Below are 3,542 nucleotides of genomic sequence, written 5' to 3' on the forward strand. Positions count from 1 at the left end.
CCAACCGGGACGCTACGGCCAAGTAAGCTACCTAGTTCGCATTTCTCACTATGCTAGTTGGATCGACGACGTCATTGCGGCTCGCTAGTTCTGCGATGTTCATCAAAACCGGCTATCTCGGTCGATCCGGTGAGCGCTCCGGATGCAGAAGATGTTAACAGTGACTGAACTATAGCGCCCGCGGTACTGGTCGCAAGTTGCAAAAAGGGTGTGTCCATCCAGATGGTGCTGAGGAGGCGGCGGCTAAGATACTCATAGATCAGAATTAGATAAATTAGCGGCACCATGGAGCGATAGCGAATCAGTGCCATCATGCTGATCGCGACTAGGATAAAGTGCATATTGCCTCAATGGTGGCGTCGTGCAGAGACAATTTGGTTCTCATTGGCGCCTTCAAAGAAAAAACCCTATGCAGCGCTTTGCGAAAGGCTATCATAATATGATGTAAATGCCTCGCCAATCACCCGATGTTACAATCACACAAAAAAGCCCCACTGGTTTCCCAATGGGGCTTATTTTTGTAATTATATTTCAATTTAGAATTTGAAACGAACAGACCCACCATAAGTGCGCGGCTGGTTGGGATAGCCTGACACGGTACCGGCCTGGGCCACGCCATCGAACACCTGGGTGATGAAGCGTTCATCAAATAGGTTGCGGGCGAAAGCACTGACCTCGACGCCATTTTCCAAAGCCAAAGTCAGCGACGTATTCACCAGATTGACTTCGCGCCGGAACAGCGTTTCCGCAGCTGGGCCGAAAGTGGGCAGTCCGTTGGTTATGTTCACATTGCTTTCATGGCTGTAATCCACGCGGCCGATCAGCATATTGCCACTCGCGCCAAGCTCGTGGGTATAGGTCGCAGACGTGGCAATTGAATAAGCGGGTGTGCCTGCCGGCCGTTCACCGGTCAAATCGCCGACCGCCGAATTCGGGAAATCATCGAATGTCGCGTCAAGATAGGTCAGAGCAAAAGTGAAAAGCCAGGGATCAGCCGGCCTGATGGTCGCGTCAAATTCGAAACCACGGGTTGACTGCTGGCCTGCATTGGCAAGAGCAAAGCCGGTGCCGGTGAAAATGTTGGACTGGAAACCTTTGAGGGTCTGGTCAAACACGGCCAGGTTGAACCCGAATCCATCAAACTGGCCTTTGATACCCACTTCATAGACTTCGGCGTCCTCCGGCCCGGCAAAACGGGTGCCACTATTCAGATTTGGCGTGGCGATGCCAGCATCCCGAATCGGTGAAGATGGAGCCAAAATCGCACTTAGCAACGGTCCCGGTGTGTAATCAGTCGCGAGCGGATCACTATCGCGGGAAAGATTGACGGAAGAAGCCTTGAAGCCGGTCGCATAGGTGAAATAGGCGTTGAAGTTCCGGCTTAACTCGTAGGAAGCGCGAAGCGTGTATGAGAAATCATCATCCCGCGTCCGGCCATCTTCGACAGCATTTGGAACATTCAGAAACGGTGGCTGGAACTGGAAGGGAGCCAGGCCAAGCAGCTGATTGACGGCAGGATCTTGCGCCGCCCCGGCGATCGCCGCGAACTGCTGAGGATTATTAGCAGCAAATTGCCCAATGACAGCAGGATCAGAAGAGCCAATGGCACCAGCGATAAACGCATCAACTAGGTTGACCTGACCAAGTTCGTCAAACGCTGTCATGGAAGCGGTGAAGTCTTTCTTGTCCTTGGTATAGTTGAATCCGCCGGTCAGCGTCAGTCCGTCCACCACTTCGAAATCGACGGTGCCGAAGACCGAATAGGCTTCGTTGTTCAGGGTGAACCGTTCATCGGTCAGCAAACCAGGGCTGAAAATGCTGTTCTGCGGGAATCCCAGGGCCGCTTCGACACCATTGAATACTTGCGGGTTGCCGGCCAGCAGCGAGAAGAATGGACGTGCTTGCGTTCCGGTAAACAGCTGGCTGCTCTGATCGACATCTTCCTTGAAATAATATCCGCCAAGCAGGAAATTCAGCGGCCCGTCAAAATCCGAGGCAATACGGAATTCCTGACTGAACGTATCAATTGCCTGATCTGTCTGGTCGTTTACGATATCGAGACTGGAAAAATCGACATCGCCAGTGTTGAAAGACCGAAGTTCACGATAGGCGGTGATCGACGTCAGCGAAAGGGCGCCCACCTGGTAGTCGACCTGAACCGACGCGCCATAGCTGTCGATCTTGTTGCTTGGAGCAATGTTCAAAAAGCTGGTGTCGTTGAAGAGATTTTCCGGATCAACCGCACCGCCCAGTGCAAATATCGCAGGTACGCTTGGGCCAGCGACAATATTGCCGGCAAAGCAGCATTCCTCGTCGATCCGGCTGTAATCACCGATGGCGCGAATTTTGAGATCGGAAGTGGGTTCGAACAGGAACTGCCCACGAACACTCCAGCGATCACGGTTATTGATGTCGATCCCCAGATTGGGAACATCCACATAGCCGTCACGCTTGTTATAGTTTCCGTCGAGGGACACGGCGATGGTTTCGGACAGCGGTCCCGTAACATCGGCCTTCAAGATCATCTGGTTGAAATTGCCGTAGGTTGCTTCGACCGAGCCGCCGAAATCAAACTGCGGCTCCCGCGTCACCACCGAAATTACACCGGCAGAGGCATTTTTGCCGAACAGGGTCGATTGCGGCCCGCGCAGAACCTCGATCCGCGACACGTTGGACAGATCGCCAATCTGGCCTGCGGAACGCGACCGGTATACACCGTCGATAAATACGCCAACCGAAGGCTCGATACCCGCATTATTGGCTCCATTGCCAAACCCGCGAATGATGAAGGTCGTGTTTGCCGAGCTTTGCAGCTGGCTTGAACGGAGCGAGGGAGCAACGGTGGTCAGATCGGAAATATCCCGAATCTTTGCCCGGTCGAGGGTTTCGCCGCTGGTAACCGAGACGGATATCGGTGTTTCCTGAAGTGTTGTCTCCCGCTTCGAAGCGGTGACGACGATTACATTTTCGTCAAAAATCTCTTCGCCTTGCGCGTCCTGCGCATATGCAGGCGCAGCGGCCATCAATCCGCCCACGGCGGTGGCGGATAAAAATTTTGCTATTTTCACTTCATTCTCCTGCGTCCCGGTTGTCGGGCTTGCTTAACGTTGATCCCTCTTCGGACGCGCCGATTGCGGGCAGAAACCGCTCATGTCCAACAAAACCCTCGGAAAAGTGCATTAAGAGAAAAATTTTCTGACCGGTCGGGGAAATCGTTGCAACTAAGTCACAAATTCTCAAGTTTTCGGAAAATGGTGCCCCTGGCCAGACTCGAACTGGCACTCCGTTAAGAACTCGATTTTGAGTGGGACGAGACAACCGTAACATTTTGATAACAAGTTATAATTTTTTCGTCAAGCCAAATTTGTGTAAGGTTTTGTGTAAGTGTGTAAGACATGTGTAAGAGTCTGACTCATAATTATTCCATTTAATATCATGATCTTGCGATACGTCTGACGAGCAGCTGGACGGATGCCATGAAGATCCATGCAGTTGCGGAAGCGATGGTATTCTCAAAGTCTTTGGCGAGGCGGCGGTTTCGG

At 52.4% G+C, this 3,542-nt stretch carries 1 protein-coding gene and 1 pseudogene; both read right to left on the reverse strand.

From position 1 onward, the window contains the following. Window positions 1-536 precede the first annotated feature (536 nt). Window positions 537-3,068, reverse strand: a complete 2,532-nt coding sequence (locus ACEW8J_RS07165) for a TonB-dependent receptor (protein ID WP_373490959.1) — start codon at window positions 3,066-3,068, stop codon at window positions 537-539. Between the two features lie 365 nt (window positions 3,069-3,433). After that, window positions 3,434-3,542, reverse strand: a pseudogene (locus ACEW8J_RS07170) (IS5/IS1182 family transposase); the annotation flags it as partial.

This window comes from Parasphingorhabdus sp. (genome assembly GCF_041748495.1).
In the GTDB taxonomy this organism is placed as follows: Bacteria; Pseudomonadota; Alphaproteobacteria; order Sphingomonadales; family Sphingomonadaceae; genus Parasphingorhabdus.